The 21,418-nt window shown below is 56.1% G+C and carries 19 protein-coding genes and 1 tRNA gene; 7 read left to right on the top strand and 13 right to left on the bottom strand.

Annotated elements, in window-relative coordinates; all coding sequences use genetic code 11:
* Positions 1–82 precede the first annotated feature (82 nt).
* Positions 83–331 (bottom strand): hypothetical protein, encoded by a 249-nt coding sequence (locus IEI95_RS23550; protein ID WP_015914888.1) that lies wholly within the window; start codon positions 329–331, stop codon positions 83–85.
* 150 nt (positions 332–481) lie between these two features.
* Between IEI95_RS23550 and IEI95_RS23545 the strand changes: the two genes are divergently transcribed.
* Positions 482–556, top strand: a tRNA-Thr gene (locus tag IEI95_RS23545).
* 234 nt (positions 557–790) lie between these two features.
* Here IEI95_RS23545 and IEI95_RS23540 read toward each other — a convergent pair.
* The 5 genes from IEI95_RS23540 to IEI95_RS23520 all read right to left on the bottom strand — a co-directional run bounded on the left by IEI95_RS23540 (position 791) and on the right by IEI95_RS23520 (position 6,353).
* Positions 791–1,870, bottom strand: a complete 1,080-nt coding sequence (locus tag IEI95_RS23540) for a hypothetical protein (protein ID WP_194417094.1) — start codon at positions 1,868–1,870, stop codon at positions 791–793.
* A 224-nt stretch (positions 1,871–2,094) separates the two neighbouring features.
* Positions 2,095–2,748, bottom strand: coding sequence for an ABC transporter ATP-binding protein (locus IEI95_RS23535; RefSeq protein WP_015914929.1), 654 nt, complete (start codon positions 2,746–2,748; stop codon positions 2,095–2,097).
* A 2-nt stretch (positions 2,749–2,750) separates the two neighbouring features.
* Positions 2,751–3,962 (bottom strand): hypothetical protein, encoded by a 1,212-nt coding sequence (locus IEI95_RS23530; RefSeq protein ID WP_156531413.1) that lies wholly within the window; start codon positions 3,960–3,962, stop codon positions 2,751–2,753.
* Between the two features lie 214 nt (positions 3,963–4,176).
* Complete coding sequence (locus tag IEI95_RS23525; protein ID WP_156537578.1) at positions 4,177–5,148, bottom strand: glycosyltransferase family 2 protein; 972 nt, start codon at positions 5,146–5,148, stop codon at positions 4,177–4,179.
* On the bottom strand, positions 5,145–6,353 hold the full coding sequence (locus IEI95_RS23520; protein ID WP_156531415.1) for a glycosyltransferase family 4 protein: 1,209 nt from the start codon (positions 6,351–6,353) through the stop codon (positions 5,145–5,147). The genes IEI95_RS23525 and IEI95_RS23520 overlap by 4 nt, the downstream gene beginning before the upstream one ends.
* Before the next feature lie 329 nt (positions 6,354–6,682).
* Between IEI95_RS23520 and IEI95_RS23515 the strand changes: the two genes are divergently transcribed.
* Positions 6,683–8,308 carry an ABC-F family ATP-binding cassette domain-containing protein gene (locus IEI95_RS23515; protein WP_015914931.1) on the top strand — a complete coding sequence of 542 codons (1,626 nt, stop codon included), beginning with the start codon at positions 6,683–6,685 and terminating at the stop codon, positions 8,306–8,308.
* A gap of 8 nt (positions 8,309–8,316) precedes the next feature.
* On the opposite strand, the gene IEI95_RS23510 is transcribed toward IEI95_RS23515, so the two are convergent.
* The gene (locus IEI95_RS23510) at positions 8,317–9,213 is read right to left on the bottom strand and encodes a MurR/RpiR family transcriptional regulator (RefSeq protein ID WP_194417093.1); all 897 of its coding nucleotides are present in this window, start codon (positions 9,211–9,213) and stop codon (positions 8,317–8,319) included.
* Between the two features lie 296 nt (positions 9,214–9,509).
* Between IEI95_RS23510 and IEI95_RS23505 the strand changes: the two genes are divergently transcribed.
* Positions 9,510–11,636 (top strand): TonB-dependent siderophore receptor, encoded by a 2,127-nt coding sequence (locus tag IEI95_RS23505; protein WP_194417354.1) that lies wholly within the window; start codon positions 9,510–9,512, stop codon positions 11,634–11,636.
* A 130-nt stretch (positions 11,637–11,766) separates the two neighbouring features.
* Positions 11,767–12,645: a DUF6030 family protein gene (locus tag IEI95_RS23500; RefSeq protein WP_156531417.1), complete on the top strand. Its 879-nt coding sequence runs from the start codon at positions 11,767–11,769 to the stop codon at positions 12,643–12,645.
* A gap of 206 nt (positions 12,646–12,851) precedes the next feature.
* Here the strand turns inward: IEI95_RS23500 and IEI95_RS23495 are convergent, their stop codons facing one another.
* The 6 genes from IEI95_RS23495 to motA form a co-directional block, all read right to left on the bottom strand.
* Positions 12,852–13,295, bottom strand: coding sequence for a BspJ family T4SS effector nucleomodulin (locus IEI95_RS23495; protein ID WP_070151650.1), 444 nt, complete (start codon positions 13,293–13,295; stop codon positions 12,852–12,854).
* Between the two features lie 5 nt (positions 13,296–13,300).
* Positions 13,301–14,386, bottom strand: coding sequence for a flagellar biosynthesis protein FlhB (gene flhB / locus IEI95_RS23490; protein ID WP_015914936.1), 1,086 nt, complete (start codon positions 14,384–14,386; stop codon positions 13,301–13,303).
* Positions 14,387–14,657: 271 nt separating this feature from the next.
* Positions 14,658–15,701 carry a flagellar motor switch protein FliG gene (gene fliG / locus IEI95_RS23485; protein WP_015914937.1) on the bottom strand — a complete coding sequence of 348 codons (1,044 nt, stop codon included), beginning with the start codon at positions 15,699–15,701 and terminating at the stop codon, positions 14,658–14,660.
* A gap of 29 nt (positions 15,702–15,730) precedes the next feature.
* Positions 15,731–16,363: a flagellar motor switch protein FliN gene (gene fliN, locus IEI95_RS23480; RefSeq protein ID WP_156531418.1), complete on the bottom strand. Its 633-nt coding sequence runs from the start codon at positions 16,361–16,363 to the stop codon at positions 15,731–15,733.
* 63 nt (positions 16,364–16,426) lie between these two features.
* Positions 16,427–17,386, bottom strand: a complete 960-nt coding sequence (locus IEI95_RS23475; RefSeq protein WP_156531419.1) for a FliM/FliN family flagellar motor switch protein — start codon at positions 17,384–17,386, stop codon at positions 16,427–16,429.
* A complete protein-coding gene (motA, locus tag IEI95_RS23470; protein ID WP_015914940.1) occupies positions 17,383–18,258 on the bottom strand; it encodes a flagellar motor stator protein MotA in 876 nt (291 codons plus the stop codon). Before motA ends, IEI95_RS23475 begins: the two co-directional genes overlap by 4 nt.
* 423 nt (positions 18,259–18,681) lie before the next feature.
* Here motA and flgF point away from each other — a divergent pair, with 423 nt between their 5' ends.
* The 3 genes from flgF (at position 18,682) to IEI95_RS23455 (ending at position 21,386) form a co-directional block, all read left to right on the top strand.
* Entirely contained in the window at positions 18,682–19,416 is a 735-nt protein-coding gene (gene flgF / locus IEI95_RS23465; RefSeq protein WP_015914941.1) for a flagellar basal-body rod protein FlgF, read from the top strand.
* Positions 19,417–19,489: 73 nt separating this feature from the next.
* On the top strand, positions 19,490–20,833 hold the full coding sequence (gene fliI, locus IEI95_RS23460) for a flagellar protein export ATPase FliI (protein ID WP_233741248.1): 1,344 nt from the start codon (positions 19,490–19,492) through the stop codon (positions 20,831–20,833).
* Positions 20,814–21,386 (top strand): flagellar protein, encoded by a 573-nt coding sequence (locus IEI95_RS23455; RefSeq protein ID WP_081088894.1) that lies wholly within the window; start codon positions 20,814–20,816, stop codon positions 21,384–21,386. The genes fliI and IEI95_RS23455 overlap by 20 nt, the downstream gene beginning before the upstream one ends.
* The last annotated feature ends 32 nt before the right edge of the window (positions 21,387–21,418 follow it).

The raw sequence follows: 21,418 nt of genomic DNA, 5'->3' as shown, positions 1-21,418 counted from the left end.
GTGTCGCGCCATGACAGCAATAATTGGCACTGCAATGCACGCGGTGTTTAGAGGAAAACCGCCAGCCGTTCAATTCGCTGTGTCAGGTTTCGCTGTTTGAGGTTTCAGTGTCATCCGGTTGGGGCAAATGTGCGGCGGGCAGTCCATCTGTTTCATCGGCGCCGCCAGCCCGGCGCGCCCGCGCCTGGCTTTTACGGCGCATCAGGTTTTCTCGCAATTTCTGAGCCGCCCGCTCACGCCGGCGCTCGGCCTGCGCCTGGGTGTTCAGCGCTGCAATCCGCTTGGCTTCTGCCACGCGCTCGGCCTTGGATGTATCGGTCTCGTCTGTCATGGCGGCGTCATAGCGCAAATGTGGATAAACCGGAAGATAGGCAAGGTTTTGCTATTTTATTCGCCTAACCACGTTTTGCTGCTTGCGCGCCCCGTCATCCTGTGGCAATAGCCCACTCGTTCCGCAGCGGCACACACCGCTTCGCCAGATGCTGCTATAGCTCAGGGGTAGAGCACTCCCTTGGTAAGGGAGAGGCCGAGAGTTCAAATCTCTCTAGCAGCACCATTACATCCCGTTGAAATTATTAGAGCCATTTCGTTGCAGGTATGATTAGATACCCCAGTCCGTAATTTAAAAAGCGGCTGCGGATGTCTCTCATGATGACAGCGTGCATCACGTCTATTTTCTGTTTCAGCGCCGCCTGAGCAGGGTTCACTGAATTTGTCGCAATCTCCCTGCGCACGATAGGTGTGTAATCGATGCTATCCTGTGCTTCACATATCGCGGCAAAACCTAAATTCAGTCGAGCTTCTTGCGAACAAGCAGCACTGTTCCGCACGCTGCGCCACAGATTGCGCCAAAGGCAAGCAAACTCAGGAACAGGTTCAGACCGGTACTTGGATATTTGTTGGTGTCCGGCAGTGTTGAATCGGTAAAACTGTCGAGATAGACAAGTTGCAGTGAGCTGACCAGTTTCACTTTTTCGAAGTCGCTGATAGCTGACTTCATGCGGCTTTCTGCCATTTTCAGATCAAGGTTTAGCTTGTTGAATAGGCTTGAGTAATCGGCGAGATTACCATCGGCACCTGTCGAAAGACCCGCAGTTTTAGCCTGCATGCTTTTGGATTGTTCCTCAAGGCCAGCGATACGCCTGTCGATCTCAGCCATCTGCGGAGAACTCGCACTGACGCTCTGGCTGAGGGCCATGCGACGGCTTTTCAGATCAGCAATACTCGATTCGATATTGGTCAACACCGTAATGATGCTGGTGGCCGACAGATCCACATCGAAAACGCCTGTTTGATTCTGCGTATCGCGAAGCTTACCGCGCAGTTCACTGACTTCCTTCGTCGCATTGTCCACGTCGCGCTGTGTCGAGACCAGAAGGTCATCCCACATTCCCGAACTCAGTTGGTTGATCTGCTGCTCGGAAAGCTTCAGCACCAATTTTGACAGGTCATGCGCTTCTTGTGGTGTGAAAGCGGTGACCTCCAGCTCCACAATGCCGCTTTTCGCGTTTACCGAGGCACTATATCGCTTTTTCCAGTATTTGAGGATGTCGTCCTGGGTGGCGTCACTTCGAAGCCGAGAAAACCAATCAATGTCGTCTCGACCATAAATTTTGTGAAGATCGACAGATTTTTGCAAATCCTGGATGACCGCCGGGCTGCTGAGATAGTTCAGGAGGATGGCGGTGTCCTGAACAATTTTCATCTTTGGTTCGACAGCATCGCTCGAATACCGATCGCGAGACAGATAAGGAACGGAGGAACGCACGATGAACCGTACTTCTGAAGCATATCCGGGGCTTGCAAGAAACGCATAATAGAGGATGCTGCCACTCATCGGCAAAACGAATGTCACACCGATAAAGATCATCAAGATGACGGCAAAAACCCGGTCGCGCGTGCGAGGTGCTAGACCTGCAAGCCGGTAGAGATTGCGGCGGCTTCGGTTTTCGAATGTCAGGGCGCGCGCATAGGAACTCAGCGCAGAGGCCAGTTTTTGGCTGCGCGCAAGCACGGGAGGCAGGTCTGCCTCCAGCATTTTCTTGTCGTCCGTCACTGTTTTCTCTGACACGTCTTCCACTTTTCCTGACAACCCTAGCGATTCAGTCGCATATATGTGGCGATACCCTCTTCGACACTATCAAATTGCACCATATGACCGTCAATTAACACAAGAGCGACATCGCAATAATCTTTAATCGTGTCCATGTCGTGGGAGATCATGATGACATCGGATTTTGTACGCCTTGCCCTGAAGGCTTCACGACAGCGTCGCTGGAAATTCGAGTCGCCGACAGCGGTGATTTCGTCGACAAGATAACAATCGAACTCGATAGCCATGGAAAGACCGAATGCAAAGCGTGCCATCATCCCGGACGAATAGGTGCGCAATGGTTCGTTCAGGTAGCTGCCAATTTCGGCAAATTCAGCCACAAAGCGCAGCACCCGATGAAAATCCTCGCCATAGGCCCTGGCGACGAATTTCAGGTTTTCCTTTCCGCTCAACATGTGGTTCAGGCCATTGGCAAAGCCGAGCGGCCAGGACACCCGTACCTGTCGATGAATACGCCCCTTGTTGGGCAGTTCCGCGCCCGAGATCAGCCGCATGGTTGTCGACTTCCCGGCGCCATTCACCCCAAGCAGTCCATAGGAACGCCCGGCAACAAACTGCATGCTCTGATTGCGCAAGATAAACCGGCGATGCGCTGCTGTCTTGTAATATTTCGTCACGTTCTCAAGGGTGATCATCGTTAGGCCTTATGATCCTCGATGGACATCCAGACCAGCGTTGCCGTCATCCAAAGCGTGAAGAGGCCAGCAGTAAGAATGAGCCATGCGGAAAAACGTTCAGGATATTTTGACTTTTCCGGCGCGTGCGAATCTGAGAAAATAGAAACGAATGTGGTTCGTTTCAGTGCCGTCGATTTTGCAGTATCGAGATTTTTGACCGTCGCTTCGTAAAGCGCCTGGGTTACGATCCTGCGGGTCTCCAGCCTTGAAAACTCAATCATGCTGGTTGAAAGCTGCGTTGGATCGTTGCTGTCCTTGCCCGCCAGGCTGTTCTGGCGCAGTTGTATCTGATCATCGATCGCCTGGATTGACCGGCGAAGCTCTCTTCCGCGCGCCGTATTGTCCGCCTTGGCGGCTTCGAGGGATTTCAGATCGACCGTCAGGTTCAACTTCTGCTCGGTCAGTTTCGAAATGATCGTGCTGACCATTTTTGCCGAAGAAACCGGATCGAGAATGCCTGTCTTGTTTTGATATTCCCGCAGATCGTCCAGCGCCTTGCGATAGTCTTCTAGGCTGCCGATCAAGTCGTGTTCGACCCGATCAACCAGGTCGCTCTTGGCCTTGTCGGAAATCTTGCTGATCATTTCATCGGCAGCGGCGAGGGCCGCCTTGGATATGCTGACTGAATCCTCTGGCGAAAAGGCTCGAACGGTAAAAATGATAATGCCGGACGGGCCGTCGACATAGGTATCGACATGCTGCATCCAGTATTTATGAAGGTCCTCGGACGTGGGGTCGCTGGACAGACGCGATAGCGGGTCGATACCGTCTTTCAAGAAAAAATTGCGTAGCCCGATTTCGGTGTCCAGCTTCCTGACGATTTGAGGCGATTTCAGATAATTGGCGACGATATAGGAATCCTGCGTCAACGAATCGCCGCCGATGATTGAGCGGCCTTCTCGTTGCTCAGACGTGTCGAAACGTTCGCTGACGCCGATGGTGCGGACAACCATACGGGTCTCGGAAATATACTGGCCGCTGGCAATCAGAGAATAATAGATCGCGGCAAAAACGCTCGGCACCAGCACGAAGGTAATAAGAGAGTTTTTCTTGGTGAAAAACAGGCCAAGCAGCGTCCCGACAATACCTTTTTTAGACAGGCTGGGGGTGCCGGCTTGTCCTCGATTGGTCTTTTGGGCATCGTGAACGGGAAAACCGACTTCAAGGCTCATATTGCGTTCCTGTTGGCGCAAGCGATGCGGAAACATCCTTTGTCCGTAACGGTCATACCCTTTTGCTCATATATTCTCAATTGCCTCGTCTCAACAGGCAACAGCCATGGCCGTTCTTAGACCAATCCCGCCTATTTTGCTGATATCATCGGTAGATATGGCGTTAACGTGGCATGATAGAAATTGTAATGTCACATTTGCGTTTCCAGATGATCTAGGACTTGAACAGCCTGTTATCAAGCGACAGGCGGTCCGTTAGAAAACCAGGAAGCTTTTCGTGATTGGCACCAAGACAGTGCCCGGCGACCAGGGCGATGCGCTGCGTGGCCCGTTTCAGCCTGTCCTTGAAGGTAATGGTGCCATAGGCGGGATCGATCGTCTGGCGAAAAGCCTGATAGGTAAACTTACCCATCCCGGCCAGAGCCTGGCCCAGGTTGGGTGATAGTCGATAGCCAAAATACCGGGTGAAGTTGCGGGATTCGTCGAAAGCCCGGCGAAGCTGTTCGATGAAACTGTAGTCATGGGAATGATAGACCACTGCGTCCGGCGCATAGGCTTTCCAAAAGCCGGCCTCGATAATGCTTTTCGCCCATAATTGATCTTCGGCAAACTCCACATCGGGATAGGGAAACCGTTCCCACACGGATTTGCGCATCAGGGAATTATTGTCGGAGTAAAAATGCAGCAATTGCCGCCAGCCTTCATCGGCCTGATAGCGGGCCGGATCAAGGTCCTTATGAACGATCAGCGGATGATGCAGGAAGCCTCGGAAATGCTGGTCGAGATCGCTTTTGGTAAAAGGCGAGGCGGTATCGTAGGCGATATGGCGGCCGAACACACCGGCGATCCGGATATCCTGTTCCGCGACCGCGACCATGCGCGCCAGCCAATGCTCATCGACAGGCTCCGCGTCATGGGTGAGAAAGGCCACGAACTGCGCATCTGCGGTCTCAATGCCGAGATTGCGGGTCTTGCCATGGCCGAAGTCACGCGGATCGATTTCGATCAGCCGGACCCGGTCCAGACTTCGCAGATAGTCTTTTGTGCCATCGCGAGAGCCTGAATCGATGACAATGATCTCATAGGGCCAGGGTGTTTGCTGGTGAAGCACCTTTTCCATCACCTTCGGCAGGACCGCCATGGCATTCTTGGTCGGGATAACCACGGCGCAACGGTATTTCGTCATGATTGCGACCCCTGCTGGGCGCCGTGGGCCACCCGTTCCCGGATTGCGGCCTCAACGAGACGCGCCGATTTTTCCCAGGACAGGTCCTTCACATAATCGAGGCCGCCTTGCCTTAGACGCTCACGCTCCTCAGGCTGTTTGAGCAGGCGCTCCATCTGATCGGCGATGCCCTCCGGTGTCGGCTCGGCGAAGGCCATGGCATTGTCGGGAAAGATCGAGCGGACGGTATCGAGATCGAGATCGATGACGGGAAGTCCGCAGGCCATCATTTCCTTGTTGACCAACGAATGATTGGTGGCTGAAAACACCACGCCAACCGTTGCCTCACGATAAAGCTCTGCCAGTTGCTCACCTTTCAGAATGCCAAGGTCGCGATAGGGAAAGTCAACCTTGAGCTTGCCCAGGGGCCAGCCGAAGAAATCGACTTCAAAATCGACATTACGCTTTCTCAAGATGTCGAGGGCCATGAAGGCAAGTTCGACAGCACGGCGTGGCGTGACATAGCGGGCATAAAGGGCAATGCGTTTGCTGCGGCGCTCCTTTGTGCCGGTGCCGGAATTGTAGATACCTGCATCATAGGCAAGCGGCCATGACATCGTCCATCGTCCATATTGCTGCGACATGCGCTTATGCAGCCAATCGCCGGCGCACAGACAATCGAAATCGAAACGGTAGGTTGCTTCGGTGAGCAGGGCTTCCGTACCCGATGGATAGAAGGACGGTTCGTAATCCTGCACGAAATAGAATTTTCGGGTGAAGCCCTGCATGGCGTTGACCGGGTAGCAGGTAAAGCGGTCCGTCGCGATCAACGCATCGCCCTCAGCCTGCGGTGTTGCACCCTTGAATAGATCAAGGGATCCGGAAAACGGCTGAAAATGGGTATTGATCGTTTCCAGTGCGGCCTCGGCGGTTTTATGAACCTTCGGATTCTGCACCAGGAAGCGAACGTCATGACCGAAGCGTTCAAGATAGCTTGCGATCCGGAAAATCGTCATATGGCCGCCCGCTCCCGGCATGAAATCCGGAATGACCCAGGTGATGCGCAGCCGGGACATATCCAGAGTGTCCAGGGGAGGGCGCCCACCGGAAGGCTCGTAGCTCACGAATGACTTGAGATGATCGATTTGACGCTCGATCAATGTTTTCTTTGATGTCTTCAACCCGAGGAAAGACAATAGATGCCGGGCTGCGGATGCAAACTGCACGAGGGCCGTCTCCTTTAGCTTTTCCGCCAGTCACGGAAAAGCGTGTCGCGTCGAAGCATAGTGAATGCCAGCTTTTTCGTCGCCAGCCCTCCAAAGTCAAGCATGAGTTCTACCTGTGCCGTTATATCGGGCTCTATGCAGGAGGCTTTCCTGCGAGTGACATGGCAAATACGCGATAATTCAGGCATTTGACGGATTTGAGACAATCGCAGACACTGTAAGGTCGCTATGCCTCGGCCATTCCGAAGCATCGGATGGAGAAATGGGCGCGACAGGACGCGCAAGCCGTGCCATAAGGCGCGAAAACCACCGTTTCCAGGCCTTGTGACATGATCCGTATTGAAAATATCTCCAAGCAGAACAGCCATCGCCTGTTGTTCATCGAGGCCTCCGCCGCCCTGAACAAGGGGGAGAAGATCGGCCTGGTCGGGCCGAACGGCGCTGGCAAGACCACGCTGTTTCGGATGATCACCGGCGAGGAATTGCCCGATGAAGGCCAGGTCGCGACCGAAAAAGGTGTGACCATCGGCTATTTCAACCAGGATGTCGGCGAAATGTCCGGACGTTCGGCGGTCGCCGAGGTCATGGACGGTGCCGGGCCTGTCAGCACAGTGGCGGCAGAATTGCGCGAGCTGGAAGGCGCCATGTCGGACCCCGACCGGATGGACGAAATGGATGCGATCATCGAGCGCTACGGCGAGGTGCAGGCCCGTTATGAAGAGCTGGATGGATACGCTCTGGAAGGCCGGGCGCGCGAGGTGCTGGATGGGTTGAGCTTTTCCCAGGAAATGATGGATGGCGACGTCGGCAAGCTGTCGGGTGGCTGGAAGATGCGCGTGGCACTGGCCCGTATTCTGCTGATGCGGCCCGATGTGATGCTGCTTGACGAGCCGAGCAACCATCTCGATCTCGAAAGCCTGATCTGGCTGGAAAGCTTCCTGAAGAATTACGATGGCGCCTTGTTGATGACCTCGCATGACCGCGAGTTCATGAACCGGATCGTCACCAAGATTATCGAGATCGATGGCGGCTCGCTGACCAGCTATTCCGGCGACTATGGTTTTTACGAGGGCCAGCGCGCCCAGAATGAGAAGCAGCAGCAGGCGCAATTCGAGCGTCAGCAGGCAATGCTGGCCAAGGAAATCAAGTTCATCGAGCGTTTCAAGGCGCGCGCCTCCCATGCCGCGCAGGTGCAGAGCCGTGTGAAGAAACTCGACAAGATCGACCGGGTCGAGCCGCCGCGCCGCCGCCAGACTGTGGCTTTCGACTTCCTGCCCGCGCCTCGCTCCGGTGACGACGTCATCAATATCAAGAATGTCCACAAGGCCTATGGCAGCCGGACGATTTATCAGGGGCTGGATTTCATGGTCCGCCGGCGCGAACGCTGGTGCATCATGGGTATCAATGGCGCTGGAAAATCGACGCTGCTGAAGCTGGTTGCCGGCACGACCGAGCCGGATCAAGGCACGGTCAGCATCGGCGCCAGCGTCAAGCTCGGCTATTTCGCCCAGCATGCGATGGATGTTCTGGATGGCGATAGCACCGTATTGCAATGGCTGGAGGAAAGCTTTCCGAAGGCAGGGCAGGCCCCGCTCCGGGCATTGGCCGGTTGCTTCGGTTTTTCCGGCGACGATGTTGAAAAGCGCTGCCGGGTGCTGTCGGGCGGCGAGAAAGCCCGGTTGGTGATGGCGGCCATGTTGTTCGACCCACCAAATCTGCTGGTTCTGGACGAGCCGACCAACCATCTGGATCTCGACACCAAGGAAATGCTGATCAAGGCGCTGTCGGCCTATGAAGGCACCATGCTGTTCGTCAGCCATGACCGGCATTTTCTGGCCGCCTTGTCCAACCGCGTCCTGGAACTGACGCCGGATGGCATCCATCAATATGGCGGCGGTTATACCGAATATGTGGAGCGCACCGGGCAGGAAGCGCCCGGCCTGCACGCGGCATAATCAAGTCGTTACCCGCGCTTGTCGGGGCGAATGGCGCTGCGCAGCTCCACCAGCCGGTTCAGCGTTTCCAGCGTCCGTTCCGGTTTGAGAGCCGAAAGCGCTAGCGCCAGGGTTTCGATCACCACCAGTGAGGGCGCATGCAGCGCCACCTGCTCGCTTTTGGCGCGCGGAACGACGAGGCTGACGCTGGCATGCTGGCGCAGCACGCTTTCGGCCTGCCCCAGCACCAGGATCAGCGGCACGTCCAGCCGTTTGGCCTCGGAAATCACCGTCATGGCTTCGCGATGCGGTCGGCCATGCAGCAGCATGACCAGCACATGGCCGGTGCCAAGCCCGAGCAATTGTTCGGCCAGCGAAATTCCTGTGGTGTTGAGCGCATAGGAGGGAAACCCGGAGCGCGAAAAAAGCCTTGCGCCATAACTGGCGATAATGCCGGATGCGCCGATGCCGAAAACCCCGATAGCGCGGGCCTCGGCCATCAGCAGGGCTGCCTTGGAAAGGGCGGCGCGGTTTTCCGGGCTTGCCAGTGCCGCCAGCGCAGTCTGCTGGTTTTCCAGCACGAAATCCACGGCGGCATCGCTGTTACCGCTGATATCATCCGTGGTCGCGGCCATTTTCTCGATAGGGGAATCGGTTTCGCCCAGATAGGCTTTCAGCGTTTCCTTCAGGTCGATCAGGCCGCGAAAGCCCAGAGCCTGAATGGCGCGGATCACGGTGGCATCGGATGTACTGGTCTCAAAGGCGATTTCCAGCGCCGATTTGCTCAACACCGCATGGCGATGGCCATCGATATAATCGGCGACGGTCAGCAGGCCCGGTGACAGCTGATCGCGGCGCTTTTTCAGCCGCTCGCCATACCGGTCGATGCGCCGTGATTTGCCGGTCCGTTCGCCTTGCCTGCCCATTCCTTGGCTGTGCTCCTGATCCTGTAGTAGTCGTCCGCATTCAGTGTCCAGATCGGGCATTTCTCCACCAAAACCGTTGAATACCTGCCGCAAAGGGCAGGCTGCCCATCCGGTTTTCCGTGTATACGCCGCTTTAGCGGCCTTTTTACCCGGCTACCACTTGGTTTTAAAGTTGACTACTACATTCATCAATTGGAAAAGCCCAGAGAACAAGCGGATGACAGTGAAATTTCGGGGGTAAAGCGGTGGGGCAAGCGGTGAGACTGATACGTGGCAACGGCAAAAGCCGTGGTCGGATGATAGCGACGCTCCTGCTGGCATCCGTCGCTTTGCCAGCCAAGGCCGAAGATGTCTCCGGTCAAGTCGGGGATACGGCTGGCACGACAGTGCTTCAGACCATTACAGTGACGGGCAAAAAATCGACGCGCGGTTATCAGCCCCTGTCCACCAGCACCGCAACCCGAACGGATACGCCGCTGCTGGATGTGCCGCAGGCGGTCAACGTGGTGAGCGGTGAGGCATTGAAGGACCAGGGCGCCCGCTCGCTGGACGATGCGCTTGCCAATATCAGCGGCATTACCCAGGCCAATACGCTGGGCGGCACGCAGGATGCCGTCATTCGCCGTGGCTTCGGCGACAATCGGGACGGCTCGATCCTGACCGATGGGATGAAAACTGCGCTGCCATTTTCCTTCAACGCCACCACCGACCGTGTCGAGGTGCTGAAAGGCCCGGCCTCAACCCTTTACGGCATTCTCGATCCCGGTGGCATGGTCAATGTGGTCACCAAGAAGCCGGAGGACGTGTTTTCCGGCGAAGTCTACAGCAGCGTCACCGGATATGGCGCTGGCAAATATGGATCGACCTCGGGTCTGGATGTGACTGGACCAATTTCCGGGACCGACTTTTCCTATCGTTTCATCGCAGAAGGCCAGAAGAGCGATTATTGGCGCAATTTCGGTGAGACCAAGAAATGGATGATCGCGCCGTCCTTGAGCTGGAGTGGCGAGGATACCGAGGTTACCGTCTCCTATATGCATGACGATTACAGCGTGCCCTTCGACCGTGGCACGATCTTCGATCTGACCACCGGTCATGCGGTGGATCTGAGCCGCCGCACCCGGCTGGATGAGACATATAACATTACCGATGGCACATCAGATCTGGCTAAGCTGTCAATTGACCGGCAGGTGAGCGAGGACTGGAAACTGTCCCTGAACTATGCCTATAGCCGCAATGAATATTCCGACAATCAGGCTCGCGTCACCGGCTATAATTCCGCAACCGGTGCCGTGACGCGTCGCGCCGATGCCACGCAATATTCCACCAGCTACAATCATGCAGTCAGGGCCGACCTGACCGGCGAAGTCGAGATCGGCGGTTTGCAGAACGACCTGTTGTTCGGCGTTTCCTACGATTACAGCGATACGCTGCGTACCGACATGCTGCGTTGCGCCAATTCCAGCAATTTTAACATTAACAATCCGGTTTACGGCAATCTGGCGCAATGCAGCACGGTTTCTGCTTCCGATAGTGATCAGACGGAGCAATTATCAACGGCCTCCGTCTATATGCAGGACAGCCTGCACCTGACCGATCAATGGATTTTGGTCGGCGGTCTGCGCTACCAATATTACGATCTCTATGCGGGTAAGGGGCGGCCCTTCAATGCCAATACTGATAGCAATGGCGATGCGCTTATTCCCAATGGCGGTATCGTCTACAAGCTGACGCCGCAGATATCGCTCTACGCCAATGCGGCCCGGACTTTCCGCCCGCAATCGTCGATCTCAAGCTATTATGGCAATCTCGACCCGGAAGAGGGGACATCCTACGAGATTGGCAGCAAATTCGAGCTTCTGGACGGCTTGAGCGCCAATGTCGCGCTGTTTTCCGCTCGTAAGAAAAATGTCGCCTATTCCGAGACTATCGGTGGTGAAAGCGTGGTCAAGACGGCGGGACTGGTGCGCTCGCAGGGTCTTGAGGTCGATGTGGCCGGCCAGTTGACCGACCATTGGCAGGCCATTGTCAGCTATGGCTATACCGATGCCAAGGTGCTGGAGGACCCGGATTATGCCGGCAAGCAATTGCCCAATGTCGCCCGCCATACCGGCAGCCTGTCTGTGGCCTATGATGTCGGTGACATCGGCGGCGATGGCAACAGCTTGAAGGTCGGTGGTGGCATCCGCGCCGTGGGTAAGCGGGCGGGCATCAACAGCAATAGTTATTTCCTGCCCGGCTATGCGGTCGTCGATCTGTTTGCCGCTTATACATTCAATTTCGAGCGGCCACTGACGCTTCAGGTGAATTTGAAGAATATTTTTGACAAGACCTATTATACCTCATCAATCGGCTCGACCAATTACGCCAACCAGGTTGGGGAACCCTTCAATGTCACGGTGAGGGCCAGTGTCAAATTCTAGAATTTGATAGGGAAAAAGGGGGGCCGGTTTTCCGCGAGTAAAATCTTCCTGTGATCGTTCGCGTCATCATATAGTTCTTTGCAAGGAATTTTGTGGCATAAGCCTATTGTGAAGAAGACCGGACCTATGGATGCAGCAGCGCGACCTCCCTTCGGGCCATAAAAGGCCGGACGGAAGCCTGGAAGCCCACCGCATGCGGCGGCGAGGGCTGAGGCTGTTCGCCGTGATTTTCCTGTTATTCTGTTGCAGCATCGCTATCGCGGTGTTGACCGCAGACGATCAGCGCCGGCTCAATCAACTGATCGAGAGCGTCAAAGATGTCCTGCCCTGGCAAAGCCGAGAGGAGCCGGAGCCGATCGTGTTGCGGGGAAAACGCCTCGCGTCCGCGCAGATGCCCTCCGAGCAGGTGATGGTACCCGCCCGATTTTTCGATATGCCGCCGCTGCTCGACATTGCAGCGCCGGTGCGCAAGTTTCGCGTCTCCGGCAAGACGCTTTGTGAACAGATCAAGGCGGCCGGGCTGGGGACTGCCGATTGGGTGCAGAACCCTTTTTCACCCGGGATTTTCAATTGTATCGCTGAAACCAGTCTGCCCGCCGCAAAGCCGGATGGCGACGCACCCTCATTCTTCATGGTGGTGCGGGGGACACCGGATGGCCAGGTCACCCAGATCCGGATCAAGGTCATTGAGGTCAAATCCAGTCAGCAGATCTGGCAGCGTTATGATGCTGCCCTCGATCTCATTCTCAACGCCAGTCGCTGGCCGGATTTTGCCGGTGATTTCGACCGTATGCGCTCGCTTGAACCCTTCGAGGCCAACCACTTCGGGATATCGTTGAAATTCACCAAGGAATTCATGGGGCCGGAGCGCTATAACATTATCTTCATGCCTGAGGATGATGGAGAGCTGGAGCGGCGCACGAGAGCCGCGCTGAATGCGCAGCCAAGCCTGAAGACGGCGCCTCTGAAAGCCAGTTTCTGGCCCAGACAGGTCTTGGGAGTAAGATAAGCTCTGGAAACCGGGAAAAGTTTGGGTGCGAGGCGCTGACGGCGCATTGGGCCGGGATGAGATACGGCCTGATTTTATACCAAGTCTCGAAGATGCTCACGCATGCTCGACTTGAGAAAGTTTCGAATATCTTAAATACCTCAAGGGTTTAGATATTGATAGATAGAATACCCAGGGTCATCAGCGATGACTCTGGGTATAATCCCTTACATGACAAAACTCGGTGCCGGGAGATTGGGCACGAAGCGGGCCTCGTTCATGCATTGAGCCAGAAGGGCGGTGTTTTCATGCGGGTCGGCCGATGGGTTCTTGAAGGAGATGTGATTGATCTCCAACCCGGCATGGTCGTGGCTCAACGTCAGTTGCGCATAGATGGTGATGTCGCGCGGTTTGATTTCGAGGTCCAAAACCACTTCAGGCGTTTCGCCCCAGTCCAGCTTGTATTCGCCTCCGGCACCGAAATTGACCGTGCCAGGATGAAAGTAAAGCTCAGCAGCAGAAGACACGAGATCAGCAATATTACCGAAAAACTCCAGACGGATCAGCGATATCAGGTCCGCTGCATCCAGTAACCGTAGTTCTGAGGCGACAGGGCTAATAGCTTGCGCAACTATTTTTTCGCGTTCAGTCGTATATTTGCATTTTTTCATGTTCTTTAGCGTAACCGCCTCTTGTTCTTGCTGTCGGCAGCGTATAGTCTTTGTACTATCTCAGCGACGGCCTTGTAAAATATCGGTGGGATGACACTATCCACCGAGACTTGCGCAAACATGGAGCGGGCGAGCGGCGGATCCTCGAAAATCGGGATATTATTTTCCTCGGCGATTTCGCGAATCTTCAATGCAATCAGATCCTGACCCTTGGCAAGCACGATCGGTGCTTCCATTTCGGTGCGCACATAGCGCAGGGCCACGGCGAAATGGGTGGGATTGGTGATGATCATCGTGGCGCGCGGCACGTTGTTCATCATCCGCCTGCGGGCCTGGTCGCGCTGGGCGGAACGCTGGCGTGCCTTGACGACCGGGTCGCCCTGGGATTGCTTGTGTTCGTCCTTCACTTCCTGCCGGGTCATGCGCAGTTTCTGATACCAGTTGTATCGCTGCCATCCGAGGTCCATCACCGTCAGCAGGCCGGTGGCAAATAGCACGATAATCAGCATTTCCTGGACGATATCGGAAAGCTTGACGAAAATGATCTGCGGATCGGACAGCATTGCATCCAAAGTGCCGAAATACTGGCCGCGCATCGAAACGAACATAATGATCGCGACGACGATGATCTTAAAAAGCGACTTGCCGAATTCGACAAAGCCCATGACCGAAAACATCCGCCCTATTCCGCCGATCAGCGATAACCGTTCCATCTTGGGGGTAATGCGATCAAGAACGAAGCTTGGCAAATGCTGGGCAAAGGATTGGGTGAGGCCAAACAGCATGAACAATAACAGGGCCGGACCAAGCATGGCGGCCATCGACCAACCCAGATGCACGAACAGGGAAATCACGTCTGTTCCGGTGCCGATGATCCACTGATCCGGTTTTTCCATCAGGTCGCGCAGGGTCTGATAAAGTGTGGAGACGCCCTGTGGCATGAAAAATACAAAATAGATGTAGAAGGCCAGCGTCGTTGCAAATAACGGAGCCTCGCGCGAGATCGGCAAATTGCCTTGTTCTGCCGCGTCCCGCATTTTTTTCTCGGACGGGCTCTCGGTTTTACTTTCCTGGTCCTCATCATCTGCCATGTCGGGACCTCGGTCGGTTGATTACAGCGTCAAGCACCTTATGCGATGCATCAAGGAATTATAATGGGAGTCTGCATGCCAGTTTCCGGCGCTGTAGCAACGCGTATTTTATAAAACGCGCAAAGGCCGGAGAAGAAAGCTTAACGCTCTCTCTTCCGGCCTTCAACTCTTTCAGTCCATTCGGATCGCTGGGTCGCGGTATTGTCAACAGTGGCGTGCAGGCTGCGCCATGAAACATGGTCACGCCGCCTCCATGCCAGCCTGTGCAGCGTCAGGCGGCAGCCGTATCCTTGTCGCCTTCCGGTTCCTTGAGCTGGATCTGGCCGGAATTGGCAAGGCGGATAGCTTCCTGCGCGACAGCACGTCTGGCGATAGCGATTTCCCGCGGATTGATTCCGACCGTTCCGGCTTGCAGATCCGATTCGATCATGCGGCGCGAGCGCGGGCTGATGGCCGAGAGCACACATTCGCGGATCTCGTTCGAGGCGCCGCGCAACGCCATGGTGAGAATGTCGCCGGAAATATCGTTGAGCAACATGACCCTGCTGCGCTGTGGCATGACCAGCAGATCCTCGAACAAGAAGATCTTCGGACGGACCTTGGTGGCGGATTCCTTGCTGATCGATTCGAGCGATTCCAGCAGGGTATCGACCTGCGGCTTTTCCAACTCGTTCATCAGTTCGGCCACCTTGGCGGTGCCCACCGAATTGCGTTCCGCGTCGATCTCGCTGATCAGTTCCACCACCCGGTTCTCAATGATCTGAGCGGCCTGCGGGCTGACATTCTTCAGGTTGACCGTACGGTTCATGATGTCGGCGCGGCGGCTGTCCGGCAACTTGATCAGCACCTTGGCGCCGAAGGAGGAGGGCAGCATGGACAGGATATAGGCAACCGTCTGCGGATGCTCGCGCAAGAGGAACTGAGCAATAAAATCGGGGTCTGCATCCTGCAAACGGTCCCAGATCGAGGTCTCGAACGCCTGGAAGGCTGTGCGCCTGCCAAGCAAGCCGTCAACTTCTTCCGGCGTCAGGCCTTCCTCGAGGATTTCCTCGATGGCCTTGGCGTTGTCCATCAGGCCGGCGCCTTCGGTGAACAGGTCCTCGAATTCGCCAACCAGCTCGGCCAGTTCGTCCGGTGGAATGGTTCTGAGCGTCTGGGCCGAATTGATGATCATCTGCAGTTCGGCCTGCGTGAAGTATTTCAGCAGCTTTCCCGCCACGCCTTTGCCCATGGCCAACAACACGGCGGCTGCCTTGTCGGCCTGGCTCAGTGGCTTGCCCGCTACCGGTCCGCCGAAATCGTCAAAGTCCATCATGGTCTTTCCTCTCTGGCCCGTTCATGGGGTCAGGACGTCTTGGTGCTCATAACTTCGATCAATTTCACACCGAATCGCGTATCGTCATTCTCAAGAACTGTAATCTCTCCGCGGGCAATCCGTCGACCGTTAACCATGATCTCCACAGGTTCACCGATCTTTTTATCTAACGCTATGATTGCGCCCTCTTCAAGATTCATCAAGCCCGAAACCGGCATGCGGCTGGAACCCAGCACGATTTGAACATCGATCGGGATGTCCATGATCAGGTCAAGATTGGAGTCCAGAGCGCTGCCCGGTGCCTGATGGGCCGGTCCTGCATCGAAGCTACTCGCGCCACCCAAGTCGCTCCCGCCAAAATCGCCGCCACCGAAATCGCCACCGCCGAGATCGCTGCCGCCAAAGTCGCTGGTGCCGAAATCACTGGCACCTGTGGCTGCGCCGCCGCCGAAATCGCTTTCGAAATCGGAAAGGCCGCCAGCGGCATCGCCGAAGTCACCGCCTGAGGCATCCCCGAAGTCGGCGCCGATATCCGGCAGACCGCCATCGCTGTCGCTTTTCAAGACCCCGCGCAGGTCGTCGATTGCCTGATCGAGATCGGCATCGCCCAATGGCATCGCCAGGGCATCATCATCTTTTACGGGTGTTTTTTTCGTAGCCATGCAAATACTATTCCCTTTGAAACTTGCCTCAACCTGCTGCCATGGATGCAGCAGGGAAAATCGTCATCTCATGAGATGACGTAAAAGCTCACTATCTGTACTGTGCATCGACTTCACCCGGACGGTGTAGTGATCGCCGGCGCGTCCGAATTCGCAGGTATAAAGGTCGCGCCCGTTGGCGCTGACATCGACTGTCACATCGCCCTTTTCGAGAAAGGGAATCACATCGCCAGCCGCAAGCTTGGAAACCGTCAACAGGCTCAGAGATTGCAGGCTGATACGGCCTTCCAGAGTGACCTGGCTCTTGCGCACCTGTTCCGCCAGCTGCTCGGCCCATTCCTTGCGGGCTTTGGAGACCTGGTTTTTCGATTTTGGCGCCGTGACATTGGTCTTCAAAAGGGTTTTCTGCGGAATGATCAGGGCGAAATCGGAGGTGATCTTGCCCAGCTTGATGCTCATATGCACCAGGGCGCCGAACTCCTCGATCTGTTCGCCATCTTGCCTCAGACGGTTTTCCCAATTGTGCGGCCGCTCGAAAATCGGTTCAAAGCCCCCGGTCGCATTGACGCCGGAGCGCAGCACATTGGCGATCCGTTCAAAGACCATCACCGCCAGGTCAAGTTCGATGTTCGACAGCGGCCTTTTGATCGGCTCACCGATGAATTCCTGCATGCCGCCGAGCAGGGTTTCCATCAAGGTGATGACGAAACCGTTGCCGCAGGCCATGACGAAATTTTGTGACCAGTTGCGCAGAGAGGTATTGGCCAGCACGAAATTATCGCCGAGGTCGACGACCAGATCTCGCATCAGGCCGCTTTTAAAGCCGAGATAACCGACTTCGATGGTCAGGTTGGTTTCGCTGTGAAAAACGTCCGGCAGAAACTCGCTATAGAGTTGACCGAAATCCTGGCAAAGCTTTTCGACGGATTTCATATCGCCAAGGCCGCCGGTAAGACGAGCAAGCAAGGCGTGATCCATTGGTTTTGGCAGGGATTGGGGCTGGGCGGTTTCGCTCATGGTCATGCAGCCTTCTCGTTACCGCCGCCTGGATTCATCATTTCCTGCTCTACGGCATCGATGGACGGACGCTCATAGGAGGAAATGGTCTTGCGGCCATATTCAAGTGCAACCTGCGGAACCGAACCGTTCATATAGGCAAGCAGTGTCTGCTTGACGATGATATACAGGCGGTGCTGCTTGGTGCGGACGATCTTGATTTGCGAGGTCAGCGGATTGCAGACCGAGTAGGACAAGAAGATACCCAACATCGTGCCGACCAGGGCAGCGCCGATCAGGCCGCCAAGAACTTCGGGCGATTCGTTGATCTTGCCCATGGCCTTGATAACCCCGAGAACCGCCGCCACGATACCAATGGCTGGGAAGCTGTCTCCCATCGCGGTGATGGCGTGGTAGGGTTTCATCTTATCGTGCAGGATGGTGTTGATTTCCTCGTCCATCAAGGCCTCGATCTCATGGCTGCGGGCATTGCCGATGATGATCAGGCGGACATAGTCGCAGATGAAGGATGTGAGTTCCTTGTTTTTCAGAAGATTGGGCGCGGTCTGGAAGATCGACGATTCCTCGGGATTGTCGATATGCGCTTCAATCTCGTTACGTGACTTGGTGCGCAGGTCGCGCATCAGCGAGTAGAGAACACCGAGAACATCCAGATAGGCTCGCTCCTTGGGGACGGCGTGCTTGAACGCTTCACCCAGCGCCTTGCCGGAATCCTTGACGATTTTCATCGGGTTGGCCATCACGAAACCACCCAGGCCGGCGCCGCCGATGATCAGCAATTCGAAAGGCTGTATCAGCACGTTCAGATGGCCGCCCATGGCCATGAAGCCGCCAAGGATACAGCCCACGGTAATAACGAATCCGATGATAATATTCATATTGCGCCTGCATCCGCACGTTTCTCTTCACTTCAACCGATAGGCAGCCTGCCTTGCGTGAGGCTGATGGGTGTGAGGCTAATGGGCATGAGGAAGATGATCTTGGTTGCGTATCAGGGGCCCGCCGCCATCACCGGCCCGTTGCCATCACCGGATTGGGTCCCTGCCCATTATGCTTGTCTGAGGCGAGTTTACGTATTGCTGACGGGTTTGCATCCAGACAGTTTCGCGCAAGCATTTGCGCGCATGAATAGGGTCAATGAACGGTAAACCACGTTCCATGATGGAAGGCGAGCAACCGTGACGGACCGCAAAAAACACGCTGTAGCCCGAAGCAGAATGATCCTGCGTAACGGAACAATGGCGGTGGACGTCAGGCCTGCTGGTCTTGGTTACGAACTCAAGGCTTGGAGGTAACTCTTAATGCAATCCGGCATGTATGTATCCCTGTCGTCGCAACGGGCGCTCGACAAACGTCTCACCACCATCGCCGACAATATGGCGAACGTGAATACGGTCGGCTTTCGCGGCACCGAGGTGAAATTTGACGAAGTGGTCAGCCGCACCGGCAACGATCAGAATGCCAAGATCGCATTTGTGTCTCAGGGCAACGATTATCTGAATACCCAATCCGGCGAAATGCTGCAAACCGGCGGTACCCTGGATTTTGCCGTCAAGGGCGACGCCTGGTTCAGCATTGATACGCCGGCCGGCCCGGCCCTGACCCGTGACGGTCGTTTTACCATGACATCCACCGGTCAGTTGGTCTCTGTGCGCGGCTATTCTGTTTTGGATGCCGGTGGCGGACCTATTCAGCTCGATCCCAATGGCGGTGAGCCGCATGTTGGCGCCGACGGCACGATTAACCAGAACGGCCGCCAGATCAGCCAGATCGGCCTGTTCACGGCGGATATTTCCAAGGGCTATCTGCGCACCGAAAATAGTGGCGTTATCACCACCGACCGACCGCAGGCCGTCGTCGATGACGCGACAATCGGCGTCATGCAGGGTTATGTCGAGCAATCCAACGTCAATGGCATCAGCCAGATGACGCAACTTATCCAGGTCAGCCGCGCTTTCGAAAGCATTTCGGCATCGATGAGCCAGACTGAAAACAGCATGAGCGAAACGATCAAGACGCTGGGCGGTAGCAAATGACCGGTGACTGGATCGTCTTCCCATGACCGTTGAATTCACCCCTCGGATCGACAGGAATACCCAGCTGGATGCCATGGCAGCCATTGCCAAGCGCTATGCCACGTCGGACTATTCCGTCGCCCATGGCGGGCATGTCCGCACCATTGCCGCTGGCCATTACACGGTGACGGGTCTGTCGCGTCATTTGCACCTGGGCGATTTTGTTGCCCATCGCAGCCCAACCGGCATTCACCTGGGCGAAGTGGTGCGGGTCGAGCCTGATCTCGCCTATGTTTGCCCTATCGAGCCGGGCGAGCCGATTGCCATTGGCGACACGGTGATCCGCAAGGGTGCCTTCCGGGTCGCCGCGCAGGATAGCTGGTGTGGCCGCACGCTCAATGCACTGGGTGATCCGATCGACGGGCTGGGTCCGGTCATGCCCGGCCTGGTGCGTCGCTCTATTGCCAATACCGCACCCTCCTCCATGGGGCGCAAACGGGTAGAGACCGGTTTTCGCACGGGAGTGAAGGCGGTCGATATTTTCTCGCCGCTTTGCCTTGGACAGCGGCTCGGGATTTTCGCCGGCTCAGGCGTCGGTAAATCGACGCTGTTGTCCATGCTGGCCAAGGCCGATGCCTTTGACAAAGTGGTGATTGCGCTGGTCGGCGAACGTGGCCGCGAAGTGCGCGAATTCATCGAAGATACCCTGGGCGACAACATGGCCAAGACCGTGGCGATTGTGGCGACCAGTGACGAGAGCCCGATGCTGCGCAAGATGGCGCCTTTGACAGCGATTACCGTTGCCGAGCATTTTCGTGACCAGGGCGACAATGTCCTGTTCATCGCCGACAGCATTACCCGTTTCGCCCATGCCATTCGCGAAGTGGCGACAGCAGCCGGCGAACCACCGATTGCTCGTGGATTTCCCGCCTCGGTGTTTACCGAGCTGCCCAAGCTTCTGGAGCGTGCCGGTCCCGGCGAAGAGGGAACAGGGACGATCACGGCGATCATTTCGATCCTCGTCGATGGTGACAATCACAACGACCCGATTGCCGACTGTACCCGCGGTATTCTCGATGGCCACATCGTGCTGGACCGCAGCCTGGCCGAAGAAGGACGCTATCCGCCGATCAATCCACTGGCCTCGATTTCGCGTTTGGCGCGCAAGGCCTGGACGCCGGACCAGGAAAAGCTCGTATCGCGCCTGAAGACTTTGATCCACCGTTTCGAGGAAACGCGCGACTTGCGGTTGATTGGCGGTTACCGCGCCGGCAGCGATCCCGATCTCGATATGGCGATCAAGCAGGTTCCGATCCTTTACGAAGTGCTGAAGCAAACCCCCTCCGACAGGGCTGTCGTCGATGCCTATGCCGACCTCGCCCATGCCCTGAAGGCGGCCAATAATTCTGGAAACAGCAATGCAAGATCAAGAGCATGATCCATTAGACAGCGATGCCGACGAGGTGGTTCGGCCTCGCGCACCCCGCCGGTCGGGCGCGTCATCGGTGGATAGGATGTTGGCGGCGGCTGGCGTCGTGCTGGCGTGCAGCGCGGCGATGTTTCCGTGGTATGTGTTTTTCAATCCCGATAAATTCGGCATTCATGTCGAGCCGATGGACCGGACCCGCGATTTGCCGCAGGTCGATGCACGCAATGTATTCAGCGTGTCTCCCATGGCGCTGGTGTCGCGTGAAGACCGCGAACAGAAAATTCCTGATAATCTTGATCCCCTGACCACGGCGACGGCGTCCGATATCGGGCGGAAAGATCCCGATGGTGAGCCGGTGAAGATCGAACAGCCCTTTCCCGGTGGCGGTTTCCGGCTGCTGCATGTCTCCAACGGTCGCGCCATGATCGAGGATGCCTCCGGCATGTTCATGGTCAAAATCGGCTCTGTCCTGCCCGACAATAGCCGCGTGGCGACACTGGAACAACGCAATGGAAAATGGGTGATCATCACCAGCACCGGCGCGATCTACGAAAACCAGTAGCCCGGCCTTGCGCGTGCGGGCCGGAAGCCGGC

This window comes from Agrobacterium vitis, assembly GCF_014926405.1.
GTDB classification, from domain to species: Bacteria; Pseudomonadota; Alphaproteobacteria; order Rhizobiales; family Rhizobiaceae; genus Allorhizobium; species Allorhizobium vitis_H.
This window is presented reverse-complemented; position numbering and strand designations above follow the sequence as displayed.